At 61.8% G+C, this 16,817-nt stretch carries 15 protein-coding genes, 1 tRNA gene and 4 pseudogenes; 6 read left to right on the top strand and 14 right to left on the bottom strand.

The features are described from left to right. The first annotated feature begins 84 nt into the window (after nt 1-84). A complete protein-coding gene (locus ACVMB1_RS32590) occupies nt 85-999 on the top strand; it encodes a DMT family transporter (protein WP_016847846.1) in 915 nt (304 codons plus the stop codon). Between the two features lie 176 nt (nt 1,000-1,175). Here the strand turns inward: ACVMB1_RS32590 and ACVMB1_RS32585 are convergent, their stop codons facing one another. From ACVMB1_RS32585 to ACVMB1_RS32570, 4 genes are all read right to left on the bottom strand, one after another. Next, the gene (locus tag ACVMB1_RS32585; protein WP_028336336.1) at nt 1,176-1,772 is read right to left on the bottom strand and encodes a GNAT family N-acetyltransferase; all 597 of its coding nucleotides are present in this window, start codon (nt 1,770-1,772) and stop codon (nt 1,176-1,178) included. 170 nt (nt 1,773-1,942) lie between these two features. Continuing rightward, nucleotides 1,943-2,212, bottom strand: a complete 270-nt coding sequence (rpmA, locus tag ACVMB1_RS32580) for a 50S ribosomal protein L27 (protein ID WP_016847848.1) — start codon at nt 2,210-2,212, stop codon at nt 1,943-1,945. Between the two features lie 102 nt (nt 2,213-2,314). After that, nucleotides 2,315-2,782, bottom strand: a complete 468-nt coding sequence (gene rplU / locus ACVMB1_RS32575) for a 50S ribosomal protein L21 (RefSeq protein ID WP_016847849.1) — start codon at nt 2,780-2,782, stop codon at nt 2,315-2,317. Between the two features lie 255 nt (nt 2,783-3,037). Next, entirely contained in the window at nt 3,038-3,988 is a 951-nt protein-coding gene (locus ACVMB1_RS32570) for a GlxA family transcriptional regulator (RefSeq protein ID WP_057020904.1), read from the bottom strand. 124 nt (nt 3,989-4,112) lie between these two features. On the opposite strand from ACVMB1_RS32570, the gene ACVMB1_RS32565 reads away from it, so the two are divergent. Both ACVMB1_RS32565 and ACVMB1_RS32560 read left to right on the top strand, forming a co-directional pair. Beyond that, nucleotides 4,113-4,916 carry an SDR family NAD(P)-dependent oxidoreductase gene (locus ACVMB1_RS32565; RefSeq protein ID WP_076834605.1) on the top strand — a complete coding sequence of 268 codons (804 nt, stop codon included), beginning with the start codon at nt 4,113-4,115 and terminating at the stop codon, nt 4,914-4,916. A 169-nt stretch (nt 4,917-5,085) separates the two neighbouring features. Then, the gene (locus ACVMB1_RS32560; protein WP_076834604.1) at nt 5,086-6,243 is read left to right on the top strand and encodes an ROK family protein; all 1,158 of its coding nucleotides are present in this window, start codon (nt 5,086-5,088) and stop codon (nt 6,241-6,243) included. Nucleotides 6,244-6,711: 468 nt separating this feature from the next. Here ACVMB1_RS32560 and ACVMB1_RS32555 read toward each other — a convergent pair whose 3' ends face one another. Then, nucleotides 6,712-7,575, bottom strand: a complete 864-nt coding sequence (locus ACVMB1_RS32555) for an alpha/beta fold hydrolase (protein WP_456849670.1) — start codon at nt 7,573-7,575, stop codon at nt 6,712-6,714. Between the two features lie 213 nt (nt 7,576-7,788). Between ACVMB1_RS32555 and ACVMB1_RS32550 the strand changes: the two genes are divergently transcribed. Then, a tRNA-Ser gene (locus ACVMB1_RS32550) sits at nt 7,789-7,878 on the top strand. 44 nt (nt 7,879-7,922) lie between these two features. On the opposite strand, the pseudogene ACVMB1_RS32545 reads toward ACVMB1_RS32550, so the two are convergent. Beyond that, nucleotides 7,923-8,127 (bottom strand): annotated as a pseudogene (locus ACVMB1_RS32545) (IS481 family transposase); the annotation flags it as partial. Here ACVMB1_RS32545 and ACVMB1_RS32540 point away from each other — a divergent pair. Beyond that, nucleotides 8,093-8,548 (top strand): annotated as a pseudogene (locus ACVMB1_RS32540) (GNAT family N-acetyltransferase); the annotation flags it as partial. The pseudogenes ACVMB1_RS32545 and ACVMB1_RS32540 sit on opposite strands and share 35 nt — an antisense overlap. Here ACVMB1_RS32540 and ACVMB1_RS32535 read toward each other — a convergent pair. The 5 genes from ACVMB1_RS32535 to ACVMB1_RS32515 all read right to left on the bottom strand — a co-directional run bounded on the left by ACVMB1_RS32535 (nt 8,483) and on the right by ACVMB1_RS32515 (nt 11,872). Beyond that, on the bottom strand, nt 8,483-9,160 hold the full coding sequence (locus tag ACVMB1_RS32535) for a hypothetical protein (protein WP_229191612.1): 678 nt from the start codon (nt 9,158-9,160) through the stop codon (nt 8,483-8,485). The pseudogene ACVMB1_RS32540 and the gene ACVMB1_RS32535 overlap by 66 nt on opposite strands. A 112-nt stretch (nt 9,161-9,272) precedes the next feature. Then, nucleotides 9,273-9,473 (bottom strand): hypothetical protein, encoded by a 201-nt coding sequence (locus ACVMB1_RS32530; protein WP_057020971.1) that lies wholly within the window; start codon nt 9,471-9,473, stop codon nt 9,273-9,275. Between the two features lie 131 nt (nt 9,474-9,604). Continuing rightward, nucleotides 9,605-10,249, bottom strand: coding sequence for a protein-S-isoprenylcysteine O-methyltransferase (locus ACVMB1_RS32525; protein ID WP_083715233.1), 645 nt, complete (start codon nt 10,247-10,249; stop codon nt 9,605-9,607). 244 nt (nt 10,250-10,493) lie between these two features. Next, nucleotides 10,494-11,033, bottom strand: coding sequence for an SGNH/GDSL hydrolase family protein (locus tag ACVMB1_RS32520; protein WP_244559011.1), 540 nt, complete (start codon nt 11,031-11,033; stop codon nt 10,494-10,496). 125 nt (nt 11,034-11,158) lie between these two features. Next, entirely contained in the window at nt 11,159-11,872 is a 714-nt protein-coding gene (locus ACVMB1_RS32515; protein ID WP_141342041.1) for a thioesterase domain-containing protein, read from the bottom strand. A gap of 383 nt (nt 11,873-12,255) precedes the next feature. Between ACVMB1_RS32515 and ACVMB1_RS32510 the strand changes: the two genes are divergently transcribed. Beyond that, on the top strand, nt 12,256-13,485 hold the full coding sequence (locus tag ACVMB1_RS32510) for a hypothetical protein (RefSeq protein ID WP_057020899.1): 1,230 nt from the start codon (nt 12,256-12,258) through the stop codon (nt 13,483-13,485). On the opposite strand, the pseudogene ACVMB1_RS32505 reads toward ACVMB1_RS32510, so the two are convergent. The 3 genes and pseudogenes from ACVMB1_RS32505 to ACVMB1_RS32495 form a co-directional block, all read right to left on the bottom strand. Next, nucleotides 13,486-13,627, bottom strand: a pseudogene (locus tag ACVMB1_RS32505) (sigma factor); the annotation flags it as partial. Between the two features lie 47 nt (nt 13,628-13,674). Next, nucleotides 13,675-14,261: pseudogene (locus tag ACVMB1_RS32500) on the bottom strand (flavodoxin family protein). Between the two features lie 865 nt (nt 14,262-15,126). Beyond that, the gene (locus ACVMB1_RS32495) at nt 15,127-16,716 is read right to left on the bottom strand and encodes an ABC-F family ATP-binding cassette domain-containing protein (protein ID WP_076834598.1); all 1,590 of its coding nucleotides are present in this window, start codon (nt 16,714-16,716) and stop codon (nt 15,127-15,129) included. Nucleotides 16,717-16,817 lie beyond the last annotated feature (101 nt).

Raw genomic sequence — 16,817 nt, 5'->3', positions numbered from 1 at the left:
GTTCAATTCGTCATGCCCGGGCTTGTCCCGGGCATCCACGTCTTTAAAACCGGACGACTCGGGAACAAAAGCGCAAGTCTGCTCATGAGCCTGTTCGCAAAGCTGTCCTCCTACGACGACCGATCGGCGCGGCTCGCCGGCATCGGGTTGATGCTGCTGTCGATCTTCATGTTCTCGTTCGGCGATGCGATGGGCAAATTCATCGTCGCCACCTATTCGGTCGGGCAATTGCTGTGGCTGCGCGCCTGTGCGGCGCTGCTCGTGCTGCTGCCGATCGTGTGGCAGCGGCGCGCGGATTTTCTGCATCTGGAACGCCCGTGGCTGCAATTGCTGCGCGTCACGCTGTCGACGGTGGAGGTTGCGGCGTTCTTCCTGGCGACCGTCTATCTGCCGCTCGCCGACGTCATCACCTACTATCTGGCCGGACCGATCTTCGTCACCGCGATGTCGGGCCTCGTGCTCGGCGAGCATATCGGCTGGCGGCGCTGGACCGCGATCCTGGTCGGCTTCTGCGGGGTGTTGATCGCGCTTCGGCCGTCGGCGCAGACCATCAGCTGGCCGGCGATGATCGCGCTTGGCGGCAGCCTGTCGTTTGCAGTGCTGATGCTGATCACGCGCTCGCTGCGCGCGACCCCCGATATCGTGCTGGCGACGTCGCAATTCGGCGGCACCTTCATCCTGGGCCTCGTGCTCTCGCCGTTCGGCTGGGTGACGCCGTCAGCCGGCAGCCTCGTGCTGTTCTTCACCGCCGGCATCATCTCGGTCGCGGCGCTGCTTTGCGTCAATCGTTCGCTGAAGCTCGCGCCGGCGAGCGTGGTGGTGCCGTACCAGTATTCGATGATCGTCTGGGCGGTGATCTTCGGCTTCGTGGTGTTCGGCGACGTGCCGTCCTGGGCCACGATCATCGGCGCCGCTATTATCATCGCGGCCGGCCTCTACATCTTCGTGCGCGAGCAACAGCTTGGACGCCCGGACTCCGCGGTGAATCCGCCGGCGTGATGTTTACCCTCCCCTGGAGGGGGAGGGTCGACGCGAATGCAATGAGCGGCGGGGTGGGGTGAAGGTCTCTCCTCATCCAACGGTGCCCGAGTGGAGAGATCACCCCACCCCGTTGCGCCTTCCGCTGCGCTTCAGCAACGACCCTCCCCCTCCAGGGGAGGGTGAAGCCAAAAGTCTCAGCTCTCCCGCCGGGTCGAGTTGTTCCAGCGCTTCAGCGACGTCCAGACACCGCGTGACAGGCGGAAGCAGTCGACCGGGCTCGAGGAGCCCAGCGCCTCGAAGCGGTGCAGCTCGACGCCGCCCCACTGGAAGCCGCACTTCTCGAGGATATTGCGCGACGACGGATTGACGACGCGGGCGCCCGAGATCAGCTGGTCGAGATCGAACTCCTCGAAGAAGTAATCGATCACCGCGCGCGCAGCCTCGGTGCCGAAGCCCTGGCCCCAATAGTCGACGCCGAGCCAGTAGCCGAGTTCGGCCGATGTCTCCTCGCGCCAGTCGATGCCGACCATGCCGATCGGCGTGTGATTGTTCTCGATCAGGAAAACGGTTTCGCGCCCGCCGGCGCCGAGCGCGCGCACGAAGTCGATGGCGTCGTCCTGGGTATAGGGATGCGGCAGGCGGCGGGTGTTCTCCGCGATGCGGCGGTCATTGGCGAGGCGTGCGATTGCTTTTACGTCCGCGAGCGTCGGCTTGCGCAATGTCAGCCGTTCTGTCTCGAGGACGCAAGCTCTTGCCTCGCGCAAGGTCGGCGTCGGGATGTCCTGCAACATGTCGAGCTCCTGTGATGCGAAAAATCGGTACGCAACGCTTGGAACGTCACGCGCGGTCGAAGTGGAACGCGCGCAACAAAAAGGGGAGGCCGGTCATCCCGCCTCCCCTTGGAGCCCTTTGCGACTCCGCCGGTTCAACAGGACCCGGCGGACTCATGTGTGTCCACCGTCTACTCGGCCGCCTCTGCCATCGGAATAACCGATACGAATGTGCGGCCGTTGGCTTTGGCACGGAACTCGACATGACCCTCGACCTTGGCGAAGAGAGTATGATCGGTGCCCATGCCGACATTAAGGCCAGGATGCCAGGTGGTGCCGCGCTGACGCGCGATGATGTTTCCGGGGATCACGCGCTCGCCACCGAACGCCTTGATGCCAAGGCGCTTGCCCTTGGAATCACGCCCGTTGCGCGATGAACCGCCTGCTTTTTTGTGAGCCATGGCTCGTCTCCGACTTCGCTTTGATCTCTAGATCAATTCCTTGACGGAATCATTTCACGTTTTGTCACGCTTCACATCTGAAAGCGCGACGATCACTTCTTCTTAAGCCTTGGCCGCGGCCTTCTTGGCCGGAGCCTTCTTGGCGGCCGGCGCCTTTGCGGGCGCCTTCTTCTTGGCCGCCTTTGGCGCTGCATCCTCGCCATCGGCGGGCGCTGCGACCTTTTCCTTCTTCGGCCGCGGGCCGACGGTCGGCTTGGCGTTATCGGCGAGGATCTCGGTGATGCGAAGCACCGTGAGCTCGTCGCGATAGCCGCGCTTGCGGCGTGAATTCTTGCGGCGACGCTTCTTGAACGCGATCACCTTGGCGCCGCGCTTGTGCTGCAGCACTTCGGCTGCAACGGACGCGCCTGCGACGGTGGGCGTTCCCAGCACCGGCGTGTCACCGCCGAGCACCAGAACTTCGCCAAGCTGCACGATCGTGCCGACATCGCCGGCGATCTTGCCTATCTCGAGTACATCATTCGGAACGACACGGTATTGCCGGCCGCCGGTTTTGATGACTGCGAACATCGTTTGATTCCTTCGTGTTCGATCCCGGCCTCGGACGATTCGCCCGGGTCGGCTTTTTGTTCAGTCGCTATGGGTTGCGTGTCTCGTGCGAAGGGAATGAATTCCCAAATGGTCCGCACAAAAACGATCGGCGCGAGAAATCCCCGCGCCGGACGGGGGGACTTATAGCCGCAAACGACCGAGAGTCAAGGTAAAGCAGGGCAAAAACCGGCCAAAAATGAAGGGTTTGGCATGGTTTTGGCCGAGATTGGCGGCTCAAGCCTGCGCCTGGGCCGCGATCCTCGCGTGGCGTCGGATGGTCTGGGGCGGCTGGCCCAGCACCCGCAAGAACGCCCGCCGCATCCGTTCGCGGTCGGCAAAGCCGGTCTCTACGGCAATTTCGTCCATCGAATGGCGGCCGTCACCGATCAATTCGCGCGCCGCCTCGACCCTAAGATGCTCGATCGCCTTGGCCGGTGACTGGCCGGTCTCTGAACGGAAGGCGCGGCTGAACTGGCGCGGGCTGAGCCGTGCGACGGCGGCCAACTCCTCGACCGAGAGCTCGTTGCGCAGATGCGCCTTGGCGTAATTGAGCGCGTTCTGGATACGATCGGATTTCGGGTCGAGCTCGAGCAGCGCCGAAAACTGCGACTGTCCGCCGGTGCGGCGGTGATAGACGACGAGCTTGCGCGCCACCGAACGGGCGACCTCGACGCCGAGGTCATGCTCGACCATCGCCAGCGCCAGATCGATCGTCGCGGTCATGCCGGCCGAGGTCCAGATCGGCCCGTCGACGATGTAGATGCGGTCCTGCTCGACTTTCAGCTTGGGAAAGCGCGCCTGCAGCTCGGCGGCGTATTGCCAATGCGTGGAGACGCGCCGGCCGTCGAGCAGGCCGGCTTCGGCGAGCGAGAAGGCGCCGACGCAGGGCGCGGCGATGCGCTGTGACGCCGTCAGGGCGCGGCGAACATAGTCGGTCAGCTTCGGTGACGCTGGATGCAGCTCGGTGCCCGCGCCGACGAACAGCGTGTCGAAGCTGCGCGCGCTGAACGCTTCGGTCTCGACATTGAAGCCCGCGGATGACCGCACCGGGCCGCCATTCTCGGACAGCAGTGTGACCCGGTAGAAATTTTCACCCGCCACCAGATTGGCGATCTCGAAGGCGGTGATGGCGGTGAAGCCCATCACCTGGAATCCCGGGAAGACGACGAAGCCGATCTCCTGCATGGAACCCTCCAGCCACGATACGTGTCCTAAAAAGGTGTATATATGACATTTGAGACATGCAAGGGGGCCTGTAGAACCTGAACAGCGGCCAAAACCGGCCGTTCGGGTCAAACAGGAGACCAACATGACCAAGTCAGCCAAAGGAACGGCGCTCGTTACCGGTGCGTCGTCCGGAATCGGTGCCATCTACGCGGACCGGCTCGCACGGCGTGGCTACGATCTGATCCTCGTCGCACGCAACCGCGAGCGCCTCGATGGGCTTGCCAGGCGTCTGTCGGCGGAGACGGGCCGATCGATCGAGATCGTTGCCGCCGACCTCGGCAAGCGCGGCGACGTGTCACGGATCGAATCCATTCTGCGCAGCAATACCGGCATCAGCGTGCTGGTGAACAATGCGGGCGTCGGTGCGACCGCGCCGCTGCTCGCGTCCGATGTCGACAAGATGAGCGACTTGATCGCGCTCAATGTCGACGCGCTGATGCGCCTGACCTATGCGGCGGTGCCGGGATTCGTCGCGCGCGGCGGCGGCACCATCGTCAACATCGCCTCGGTGGTCGGCGTCGCGCCGGAGATGCTCAACGGCGTCTACGGCGGCAGCAAGGCTTTCGTCCTCGCCTTGACGCAATCGTTGCAGCACGAGCTCAAGGACAAGAACATCCGGGTCCAGGCGGTGTTGCCGGGCGCCACCGCGACCGAATTCTGGGGCGTGGCCGGTACGCCGGTCGAGCATCTGCCCGGCGAGATCGTGATGAAGGCCGAGGACATGGTCGACGCCGCGCTCGCCGGTCTCGACCAGGGCGAAGTCATCACCGTGCCGTCGCTGCCGGAGGCTGCCGATTGGCAGGCCTATGAGGCGGCCCGCCAGAAGCTGATGCCGAACCTGTCGCGCAGCACGCCTGCGGCGCGCTACGGGCTGAAGGCCGCCTGACGCCCCTGCGAAAATTGCGTCCCGCGCCTGGCCAGACGGCGCAGCGCGGGACGCAACCATTTGAGTTCCCGGCCGTTACAGCATGATCCGGAAAAGTGTGAAGCGGTTTTCCGAAAAGATCATGCTCAAGAAATAGTTCTGGGACCCTCAAGCGGGCAGGCACGGGCAAATGGCCGAAGACGCTGGATTGACCACGGGCATCGCGCACCACGGTGCCGCGCGGTTGCCGTCTGTCGACATCGACAGCTTCAACATCGAGCTGAAGGACGACGAGGGCTTTCTCGGCGATCGCGCCTCGAAGGGCGCGTTCCGCAAGATCCTCGACCGCTGGCGCAAGCCGCTGCGCAAATCGGACGAGGATCCGTTCGGCGACGAGCCGTCGGACAAGATCAGCAAGAAGAAGCTCGATGAGCTGTTGGTCGGCGACGACACCGAGGCCTCGGCGGTCGTGCACAGCGCCATCGAGGAGTTTGCGCAGGAGCTCGCCCATGTGACGCGGCGCTTCCTCAACACCAAGGCCTGGGCCAAGACCGAGCGCATCGTGGTCGGCGGCGGCTTCCGCGACTCCAGGCTCGGCGAACTCGCCATCGCACGCACCGAGATCATCCTGAAGTCGGAGGATTTCAAGGTCGATTTGCTGCCGATCCGCTTTCACCCCGACGATGCCGGCCTGATCGGCACGCTGCATCTGGCGCCATCGTGGATTTTCGAGGCCCATGACGGCGTCCTCGCCGTTGACATCGGCGGCACCAATATCCGCTGCGGCGTGGTCGAGTCGCGCTGGAAGAAGGCGCCCGATCTCTCCAAGGCGGCGGTCTGGAAATCGGAGCTGTGGCGCCACGCCGATGACGAGCCGACGCGCGAGGGCGCGGTGAAGCGGCTGGTGAAGATGCTGAAGGAGTTGATTGCCGCCGCCGAGAAGGAGAATCTCAAGCTCGCGCCGTTCATCGGCATCGCCTGTCCCGGCGTCATCAATGAGGACGGATCGATCGAAAAGGGCGCGCAGAACCTGCCCGGCAATTGGGAGAGCAGCAAATTCAACTTGCCGGCGAGCCTGGTCGAGGCGATCCCGCAGATCGGCGATCATGACACCGCGGTCGTGATGCACAATGACGGCGTGGTGCAGGGGCTGGCCGAGGTCCCGTTCATGCAGGATGTCGCGCGCTGGGGCGTGCTGACGATCGGAACCGGGCTTGGCAATGCCCGCTACACCAATCGCAAGCGGGAGAACGGCAAGGACGACAAGAAGGCCGAGAAGAAAGACAAGGATGACGAGAGCGAAAAGAGCGAGAAAAAGGCCAAAAAAGCCAGGAAAGCCGACGCCTGAGCCGTGCGGGCTGCAGCGATCGTGCGCGCTCCATCCGGGCTACGGTCTGCCTTCTCCTTCCCCCTGAAAGGGGGAAGGTCGGGATGGGGGTCGGCCGCAGGCGATGCTGTTTGCGGAGAGAGCAGATCTCCACCCGCTTTGCTCTGGCGAGCAAAGCGACCTCCCCTTTTCAAGGGGAGGTAAGCATGCGTAGCCCGGATGCAGCCAACGGGTCGCGCGAATGCGCGCCCGATGACAGGCTCCGCGAAATCCGGGGCACCTCCATCCGCAGATCCAGCGGCCGCGGATTACGCACGGTAAGGTTGATCGGTTAGGTTAAGATCGGGTTCGCGTTGCCGTTTCGACGTCGGTCGCTACCGTGGACCGTGTCGCTCCCGCCGACCGGCGAAGCCGCACTTCCCGGCCAGCAATATTAAGAAGCGGCACGGGACCGCCAGTTTTTGTCGCGTCCTGGCGGTCCCACCACTTCTACTTCCAATTGATCCGCCCGAAGAAGCCGGCGATCTCGGCGGCCGCGCGGTCGGGGTCCTCGCGATGCGGGAAATGCCCGACATCGGGAAACATCCCAAGGTCCAGATTGGAGAAGGTCTCGCCTAATCGGTCGGTCCAGGCATAGGGAAACAGCGGATCGTGCTCGGCCCAGCGAATGCAGGTCGGAACAGTGATCGGCGGCAGCGCCGGGGCTTCGCCCTGCATCATCTTCACGCGCGCCGCATGCGACGCGCGATAATGCGCAAAGCCGCCGGCGAGATTGCCGGGCTTGAAGAAGTTGTCGGCGAAGTCCTCGATCACGTCGTCGAACGCAGCCTTGCGGTGCGACCAGTTGTGCAGGAAATGGCCGATATAGGTGCGGCAGCTGTCTCTGTTGGCGCCGACCAGCGCCGGCGCCATCTCCATCTGGTGGAACGACTGGTACCAGATGTGGTTCAGCCGGTCGGGCGCGGCCATCCGCGGCCCGATGCCGGGATAGACGAAATCGAAGAAAAACAATCCGGCGATGCGCTCGGGCGCCTTGCGGGCGAGGGGCTGCATCACGGCGCCACCGACGTCGTGGCCAACCACGCCGGCCTTGTCGATCCCGAGCGCGTCCAGCAGCGCCAGCATGTCGTCGGTATGCTGATCGGGGCCATAGGGGCCTTCGGCCTTGTCGCTGTCGCCGAAGCCGCGCAGGTCGGGGGCGATCAGGGTGTAGCGGCCGGCGAGGCGCGCCATGACAGGCTTCCAGGTCAGCCAGAACTCCGGCCAGCCGTGCAACAGCAGCAGCGGCTTGCCCGTCCCGGTCCGCGCGACGTGGAACGCCGCGCCATTGGCTCGAATCGTCACATGCTCCATGGCCCGCTCCTGCTCCGGCTGGTTCGCTCGCGCGCCGATCGAGCCAGAACCGTTCTGCTAGCGCTTTGTTTCCGCGCGCTTTCTCCGGCCGTCCTGGTGCTTTGGTGGCGCGAGGCACGGGTGACGGAAATATTATTGCAGCGCCTTGTCTGGCCCGCCATCCTCGCCTAGAACACGCCCCGACCGCGGGTGGCGCAAATCACCCGGGCCATCGGAGAGGTGGCAGAGTGGTTGAATGCACCGCACTCGAAATGCGGCATAGGTGCAAGCCTATCGGGGGTTCGAATCCCTCCCTCTCCGCCACCCTTCGCCTTGTCCAGCCCGGAGACATGGGTAACAGGTCGTACCTAAGACATGGGTGACAGCCTCGTGCCGAACGGGTTGTCGAGGGGTTGCAGGGTTTTCTGCTCCAGGTCGAAGTATCCCAAATCATAGTGCATGAAGCTGACGAGCCAAATGCCGTCGTCGACCTCCTTGATGCCGAGTTTTTTGTCCAGCCAGCACGGTGGAGAGGTTGATGCGCTTGCGATGCAGGCAGAGCCGTCCGCAGGCGATTGACGAGTTCCCCGCCGATCAGGCGTTCCTGGCTTCGCTCCGATCGGCCGGAATGGGCGGCTCGATCGATGTGCGCGCGGCGTGGGGGATGTTTTGCCACGACCTAGCGTGCTGGCGCTTGTTCGGTCATGGCGCGTTGATGATTGAGGTCACGGCTTCGAAGCAGTGCGTCGGCCAGGTCGGCATCAACCATGGGCCGCTGTTTCCGGAGCAGGAGCTTGGCTGGCTGCTCTATGACGGACAGGGCTACGCCACCGAGGCGGCGCTTGCCTTGCGCAACCGGACCTTTGCGGCAGCCGCGATCCGCTACAGCCTCGACCTCCCGGTATTTCGAACAGCCTTAGCGGGAAAACTAGCGATCCGAATCAGCCAACTGCGCCGTTTGGCGCCCGCCGTTCAACTCTCTCAACTGATTTACGTATTCCTCAGGCTTCAACAAATGGAATGGCGCCTTCAGGCCCATGAAGTTGGCGATGCGACCAATAAAGGCCGTGCAATTGGTCGTTTCCGCATTCCAAACAGGCGAGGTCGCCTGGAGGTGCTTGATGTACGCAAAGACCTTCTTCGCGTCGGCCTCGCTCAAGTACACGCGATAGCTGGCCGTCAGATACTGCTCGTCAAGGTCGCCGTAGCTCGCTCCGGTCTCGGAGGGCACCCAAGTAAGATGTCCGAGCACATAAGGCAGGACATCGCCCGCCGGGTGCAGCCCGGCGACTTCGACCTGCTTCTCGCTTGTCTTGCCGTACCAAACAAACGCATGCCCATAAGAAGCCGCCGTGCGGGCACGAAAGTCGACGTAGTACGGCCCTTTGGCCGAGGACCTTCGAACCGGCTTCGCGGCTGCTCCGGAAGCGGGACCGCTTGAACCCGCGACGGCCGTTGCCACAACCGACCTCGTCGACGGCTTACGCGGCTTGTCCTGCCGCAGCGGCGCTTGATCCGTTTGCGCAGCCAATTGCTGCGCATGACCGATGCCGGCTCCCAAAGTCACGGAAGCCACAATGACACCAATTCCGGCAAGCAGCCACAAGCCGCCCCGTGTCCGATTGGATTCTGGCACGTTCAAGCCCTCACAAGGGTAGTCGGCCCCAAGCAGCGCCTTCAGCAAAACTAAAGCGTGCGCTGACTGAGCGATCCTCGAGCTAACCCTTCGTCACGATCGGAGCAGGAGCTTTTCCAACCGGGTACTTGCCGACGGGGTACTTGCCAACCGGATACTTGCCGATCGGCATCTTGCCAACCGGAGCCGTAGCAGTAACCGGCTGCGGATGAGGAAGATCTGCCGCGCTGGCGGCAGCCACAAAACCAAACGTCGCAACTCCAGCAACCAGGAACTTCAACATCGTGATCTCCGAGATGGGTAGCGTGAACATGAACAGCCTACCCTCTAAAGGCCATGGCGTAATTAACGCTGTAGCAAAGCTGGCGCTTGCGCGGTCATTTCCTTGCCGAGTGTGACAAAAACGGCACGGCATTATTGCTTTGTGTGAGTATCCGGACGTGAGTTCGGCGAGAGGAGTCTCTTGTGGCCGGCTCGGAACAGCCTCGGTAAAAGGCGTCCGGTCCGGGCCATATATTCGCGATACTCGTCGCCGAAGGCTTCCAGCATCATCTGCTCTTCTCGGGCAACTCGCCCGAAAAACAAGGTTCCAAATCCGATCAGGCCTGCGAAACCGGCCACCCAGTTCGGAAGGAGCAATGCCTGAGCAGCAGCCCAAAGCCAGAATGCGGTATACATAGGATGGCGAACTGTCCGATAAATACCGTCTGTGATCAGGCGATGATTTTCCCGCACGTCGAGGCTTAAGGACCAATTCCGACCAAGAGCTCGGTGGGTCAGCCGGAACATGACCAGCGCCGCAACCGCGACGAAAACACCCAGCCAGGCTTGAGCTGGCCGGAAAGCGTATGATGCGAAATGAGGCATGGCCGTTGCGATGTAGACGAGCGGCACAATGCCAAGACCCGTGAGCGATATCAGCAGCAGGGTGTTTTCGCGCGAGCCTCGGGCGCTTCTCGCGACCTTTTCACGGCGAGCACGACGCGCGTGTCTGTAGCGGATGAGATACCAACCGACCGCCATCATCACGAACACGAACTTGGCAATACCGGGCGTCATCATGGACCACGCGCTTGTTTCGCTGGCGCGCCATCTTCGCCGATCATCGAAAGGGTAGCATCCTTGGCGAGCGTCTGAGATCTGACAGAAGCACGTCCACAGACCGGCATGAACCAATCATACAGGGCTTGCGGGTCGTTTCCACCGATTAGTTGGCAGTCCGACAGGTGGATCCTGGGTGGATGCGTCGCCCGGTTCGCTCTATCGAACCGGATAGCACAATGCCGGCATGGCAAGGCTTTTTCTATCTCGCGCGCGGCGGAGGCACGGTGGCTCTCCGGTCTATCTCCAACACTCGCGGGAGCAATTGCGACGCTATGAAAGCATGCCCGGCAGCCGTGAGGTGAATAAGATCGAAAGCGTAATACTGCGGAGGAATCTCTTCGTCGTACAAAATGACTTTGATGGCGCGATCACGGAGCCGTCGCTCCATCGCCGCGATGTTGGCCGCCCGCTGCTCCTTCGTGACAAGGAAGCGCCTATCGTTGCCTCCAGGCTGCAAGATGACGATGTCGGTTCCCTTTGGCACGTCGCTATCAATGCGCTTCAACATGCCGGCGGTGGTGTCAAAGGGAACTCCGGCATTGGCGACGGTCGCATTGACGCCCTTCTCTCTCAGCAGGGCTTCTAGCTTGGCCGGGTAAGCGCCTTGCCTCCCAACGTACCAGCCTTGGGTGTTGCTTGCGCCGACTGCCACGATATGAATCGGCTTTGTGAAGGCTGCACACACGGCCGCCACGCAACAAATGGCGATGGCGGCTGAGCGTTTTCTAAATGGCGTCACTGACTGTCTCCCGGCCTAAAGTGCTAAGCAAAAACAACACCGACACCGGGCTCCTGCAGGGACCTAATCTAAAGCCTCACATCTTGCGTCAACGCCAACTTCAAACTGTCCTTTTGGACGGTATGCTAAGAGTTGGTCGAAGCTCGGGCTGCAGATGAAACCGGGTTCGAAGGACTCTGATTTCTTCGTGGGCGCGCGACAGCCGATCCGATTGCCCTGATCTTTCGTAGAACCATGCTATGCAACGCCGTGTCTTTATCGATGTTGAAGTGAGTGACGTTTGCATTACGAACATAGAAATTCGTCAGCTCGCCGCGGAAGCCGGGTCCGCGACCTATTCTAACGCCTTCATTTTTGTACAGATTTAGAACGCGCCCTACGTTGGCCGATGCCATATGCGACGATGTTCCGTCGAATGGGACGACCAAAGCAACCGGCACGCCCATTTGGCCAAGGTGCTCTGCCATCGACATCACGGCATCTGCACCAAGAGAGTGCCCCACCAGTATGATAGGCCCGCGCTGGCCTGCCCTATATCTTACGATGATTTCGTCGGCGACGCTTCTCCATTGAGTGTGATTTGCGACAGCCGCGACAACGCCAGCCGCTTGCAACTGAGCGGCAAGGTCGTCCATGCCCAAAGAAAAGACGTTCAACAATCCGCGGAATAAATAAACGTGCGCCGCAGAAGAGTGCAGTCGAGCGGGCGAATTTGTCGATCTAAGCGCCACCGCCGTTCCGGGCTTCGCCTGAGCCCCATTGTTCAAAAGCAGACTGCTTGCCAAAAGAATCGTCAAGCCGGCGCAAATCAGCGCCGTGCTGCAACGCAATCTCTCCATTGTCAGAATCCCCGCCACCTCAGGTCGAGACGCATTAAATCAGACTTACGAATCGTGACAATCCTGAACGGCTTCGAAAAACGCGTTGAGGCGCGCAATTGGCTCGCTGTCGCGGATTTGCCACACGAAGAAAGCGATCGTGCCGCGACCGTCAGGACCCTCTACTGTCAGTGACTCCGGCGCCCTGCGCTTTTTTGCTCAAAGCCAAACTCAACGAGTGCCACCCCGCGGACGAAGTGGTAATTTTACAAGCCGAGATCCGCATCATCCATGTCAGGTTCGCCAAGGGCTGCGGTCAACGAGGAGTAGCGCCAAAGTGTCCATGCATTTCCGTCTTACAGAATGAGCGCCGATCAATATCTTTACAGAATTCGAGCTGCTGGATGATTCGACGACGGCACGTCTTTCACATTGGTGGTTACGATCCAATCACCCCCGAAGAGCAGGTCGAGCGCTTGCGGCGCTCGCTCTCGAGCTTCCAAAAGATTTGGGGCGCTTCTTCACGGCTGTCGGAGATATCGAACACGTCTGCAATTAGTGCTTCATGCAGCCTGGAAGCATGGGGGCCAAACTGGAAAACTCACGTCACCTTCGAAATACTCCGCTGGGATGATCTCATTCGGTGCGATTCGAAAGCCGGCTTCGTGTCTCGTCTCGTTCAATCCTTGAAAGCGCTATTCGACTTCATCGTGACGGGAACAATATTTAGATATGCGATCGCGAGCTGGAAGTACGCTGTCTTTTTCATCTTTCCATATTGCTGCTTGCTATTGATCGCATTTTGCAGCCTCGGGCTGTCATATCTGGTGATCAGGCTCATACACGCTACATTTTGGATCGAATTACTGCTTGGACTTTCTTTGTCGCTTGCCATCTTCGTCGGCGCGATGCTCTGGATCGGACCAAAGCGTAGGATAAATCACATTCTCGATGATGCCATTTTCTCCCACCAATTTCTTTACGGGCAGAAGAACAAACTTGACGAGCGGCTCGGCGCTTTTGCGAACCTGATATCAAGAACGGTTCGGGCCGCAGAAGTTGATGAAGTTCTGATTGTTGGCCACTCCCTCGGCGCAGCGCTCACAATTGCGGCGGTGGCGCGCGCGCTGACATCGGATCCTCCGCTCGAAACGTGTGGACCCAAACTATGCGTTCTCACGGTGGGCGCTACCATTCCTAAATTCGCGCTGCATCCGATGGGCGGCCAAATACGGAAAGCGGCGCAACTTGTGGCCGGAACGTCTGCGATAGGCTGGGTCGAATACCAGGCTCGAGATGACGCAATCAGCTTCTATCGCTTCGACCCCGTCACTCTGAAACGTGTCAGTCGAGACCATTCAGGTGGCCACCCAAGGATTCGGCGCGTCCAAATACATTCAATGATAAGTCCAATCCGCTTCAGACGTCATCGATTCGATTTTATGCAGATTCACTATCAGTTTCTAATGGGAAACGATCAACGTTCGGCTTACGACTATTGCATGATTACTTGCGGTCCGCTCGATTTCGACGTTTCGACTTCACCGTGCGGAGCGGTTGGCCTGTTCGACGCGGACGGTTCGGTGATGACGACCAAAGTTGATGATCGGCTGGATCCGTCATGCCGAGAATAGACGCGAGCCAGCGCAGCCAGGCGTCGTGCACGACATCCTCCGCGTCCGCGACCGAGCCCAGCATCCGATAGGCTAGCCGGATCAGGCGCGGACGCAGCTCGGCGAAGATTTCGGCCGCCGACGCTTCGGCTGCATCGTTCATGACGCTGCCCGAACGGTCGCCGTGGCCGCGTCACGGCCGCGCACGAACTAAAGCGCGGTTTTCGCGACCCGCTTTCCCAGGTGACCGGCGGTTGCGAGATCGGATCCCGGCGGCGCGGTGTCCGCACCCTCGCGGTGTTCGATTGCGCGCCGGCTCCCAGCCAAAATCCCAGCCTGTTCGGATCGGCTTCCGATCCCGATGCGGAGTTGTTCCCTGGGGGCAGATCGAGATTGACCCAATGCATCCCATGCTGCGCGGCGAACAATGCAAGCTGGATCAATGTGGACAGCTTGTCGCCGGCGTGTGCCCCCGAATTGGTGAAGCCTGCCGCGAGCTTGTCTTTCCAGCGATAGCCTTTGGACATCACCGCGCGTGAAGTTGCTTCCTGAAAGGCTTTGAAGGCCGCGGAGGCGGCGCCCATGTAAGTGGGCGTGCCGAAGATCAGCGCTTCCGCATCCATCAGCCGATCCCAGTTCTGTTCCACGTTCTCGACGGGCACCAGAAGCGCCTCTGCGCCATCGATATCCTGGACGCCGGACCTGACGGCCTCCGCCTGCCGCCGGGTATGACCGTAGGCGCTATGATAGACGATTGCGATCAGGGTGCGACCACCGCCGGTTCCGAGTGTGTGCATGCTGTCCTCTGCTGCTGCCCTTGCAGAAGCCAAGACAAGACAGCGCGTCGAAACGTGACATGCCCTGCGAATTTTCGTCCGGAGGATGTTGCTCCAATTGACCGCCACGCAGGCCGGGAGCGGCGGCCGCCGGCTCCTTTGCATGGGGTTGTTTTCGATATTTTGGTGGGAGCCGCGGTCGCGTCGGGGGCGATCGACCCTCGCCGAAGGTTGACCCCGACAATCCCATCCATCATCACCGGGTGTCGGCAGCGAGGTCGAACCTCGCGCGGTCGCGCCGGTAACCTTAATTTTTCCTTTCGATTGTCGATAAAGTTTTATCGATTATCCTCGTGACAGTTGAGCGGTGTGACGAACCGCACGATGAGCGGCAACAGCCGAGTGGCTGGACAACCGCTCTGAAATCGAAGGGTGGGCAGAGCGCAGTGCCAGCCACCTTTCGGGCTGTCCGGCGGCGGCCGGCGGGGCAAATCAATTTTGAAGTGCTTTTGATTGCCAGGTTGCGGCGCATATCGCTCCGCATGAAGCCTTTCAATTGGGATGTTCCAAGATGACGCTCGCGCATGTCTTGATCGCGGCCGGTGGCGGCTTTTTGTTGCTCGCTGGCTTCGTCGCATTTGCCCTTTGGAGAAACGCGCTTCATTCGACGGCGCGGATTTAGCAACAGACCAGATTCAGCTCCGACGGCCTCGCGCTTGGGGACAAGCGAGGCTGGCGGGATGGCCGCACCGCCGCGCGGCCTGACAGCCGAGCACCGCGCCTTACGACCTACCCCAAGGCGACGCGTGCTCGGCTGTTCACTTTCCTGATCAATCTTCGCCGTTCGAACATTGATTGCGCAATGGCAATTGCTCCGCTCTCCGCGTCACCTCCACGACGCGAGATCCAGTCTGCGCGTGATCGCGATGGCCTCGAGGAAGGCCTCATCGTGGCTGACGACCAGCAGCGCGCCGTCATAGGCGCGCAAGCCGGCCTCGACCGCTTCCATGGATTCGATATCCAGGTGATTGGTCGGCTCGTCGAGGATCAGGAAAGGCGGCGGCCTCACGCCGCCCAGCACACAGGCAAGACCGGCGCGAAGCAACTGGCCGCCGGAGAGGCTCGCAACGGGCTGCAGCGCGGCATCGGCGCGGAACATGAATCGCGCCAGCGCCGCGCGACAGGCGTTCTCGCCGGCATCCGGATTGATGCGCCGGAAATTGTCCAGGATGGAGGCCGACGCATCGAGCAGGCTGACCGCCTGATCGAACATGGCGAACCGGGTCATCACCTCGACGGTGCCGCGCGCCGCGGTCAGGTCGCCACTGACGAGCTTGAGCAGCGTCGTCTTGCCGGCACCGTTGGGGCCAGTGATCGCGACGCGCTCCGGACCCGACATGGAGAAGGTGACGTCACGCAGGGTCGGCGCGTCCGCGCTGTAGCCGACATCGGCCGCGTCGATCCGCAACACCATCCTGCTCGCCGGCAGATGCGTCGAGGGCAGCTGCACCGCGAACGGTTGCAGCACCTCGATGCGCTGCCGCGCCGCGGTGGCAAGTTCGAGCGCTTGCGTCCGCCGTCGTTCGGCGAGGCGGGCGTTCTCGCCGCCGCTGTCCTCGCTGCGGTCCTTGCGCAGCCCGGCGGCGATGCGCGGCAGATCGCCCTTGGCGCGCTTCCTTGCACCCGCGCCGTCCTTGCGCGCCTTCCGTTCGTTGGCTTCTCTTGTGTTACGGTCGATCTCGGCGACGCGCTTCTCGGCATCGGCCAGATCGTGTCGTGCTGCCGACAGCTCGATGGCCTTGCGTGCGCGATACTGGCTCCAATTGCCGCCGTACCGCCTGGCTTCCAGCGATGTCAGTTCGACGATCGCATCCATCGTCTCCAGCAGTTCGCGGTCGTGGCTGACGATGATGGCGCCTTGCCGCCAGTCGGCGAGCAGGTCGATCACCGCCTCGCGTCCCGCGCGGTCGAGATTGTTGGTCGGCTCATCCAGCAGCAGAAAATCAGGTTGCGCGAAGGTCAGGGCGGCGAGGCGCGCCCGGGTGGCCTGGCCGCCGGACAGCGCTGCCAGCGGCGCGTCGAGTGCATCGCTCAGTCCGACGCGCTCGAGCGCGGCCGCGATGCGCGTATCGAGCGTCCAGTCGACGTCGGCAATCTCCTCGGAGCTCGCAAGGCCCTGTTCGGCACGACGTAGCGCGGCCAATGCGCGGCGCGCGTCGAACAGGTCGACGACGCGTTCATCCGGCTTTAGCTGAACCGTCTGATGCAGCATCCCGACGCGTCCCTGAACCGAGACCGTGCCGGATTGCGGCGTGCGCACCCTCGCGATGAGGCCGAGCAGCGTCGTCTTGCCGACGCCGTTCCTGCCGACAAGGCCGGTGCGTTCAGGTCCGAAATTCAGATCGACATTGGAAAGGAGAACCCGGCCGTCAGGCGCGGACAGGGTCAGGTGAGAAAGCGCGATCGATGCAGGCATGAATATCCCCGAGGGCAAGGCTGATGGGCGTTGCTGTCAGGGTGAAATCCATGGTCGCCGGCATCCTCGTGGATTGATGATTGACGTGATGTAGTTGTCTA

It is taken from the genome of Bradyrhizobium sp. USDA 4504 (genome assembly GCF_054063995.1).
This window is presented reverse-complemented; position numbering and strand designations above follow the sequence as displayed.